This is a genomic window from Helicobacter cinaedi CCUG 18818 = ATCC BAA-847 (assembly GCF_000155475.1).
Taxonomy (GTDB): Bacteria; Campylobacterota; Campylobacteria; order Campylobacterales; family Helicobacteraceae; genus Helicobacter_C; species Helicobacter_C cinaedi.
Genome location: NZ_DS990439.1, coordinates 1 through 504 on the forward strand (window position 1 = coordinate 1; position 504 = coordinate 504).

1 pseudogene is annotated in these 504 nt (G+C 27.8%); it reads left to right on the top strand.

What is annotated here, in order from left to right:
* A pseudogene (locus HCCG_RS12400) lies at positions 1–504 on the top strand (hypothetical protein); the annotation flags it as partial.

Here is a 504-nt window from a genome sequence, read left to right on the forward strand (position 1 = left end):
AGAAGAAATAAAAACAATTTATATAGACAATGATAATCCTAAAGCATATCAAGAACAAATTGATGATAGCAAAAAGAAGTTAAATATTATTAATATTAAAGCTTATAGCGATAAAGAACAAACAAATGAAATAGATACTTGTGATTCTGAAACAACAATTTTTGTTAGAGCAATATTAAATGAGGAAGATAGAGTTTTTTATGATGAAACAATTCATTGGGCTTATTATATTAAAGGAGCAAGTGAAGACTTAAATAAAATTGACAGAGACAAAATCAAGCAAATGGAAAATATAGAGGGGAATGACATAATTTTTTCATTGGATATGCTTGCAGAAGATGATAAAGAGATATTATTGAAATCTTTGCAGAATAATTCTCAAAAATATGAACTTATTTTGTTTGCTTATTTTAAGAAACCCGCAATAAAAGTTGGAAACAACATCACTTCTATCGTCTTATCCATGAAAACATCTCAATCCATGAGTTCTCCTACCTCCCCCTT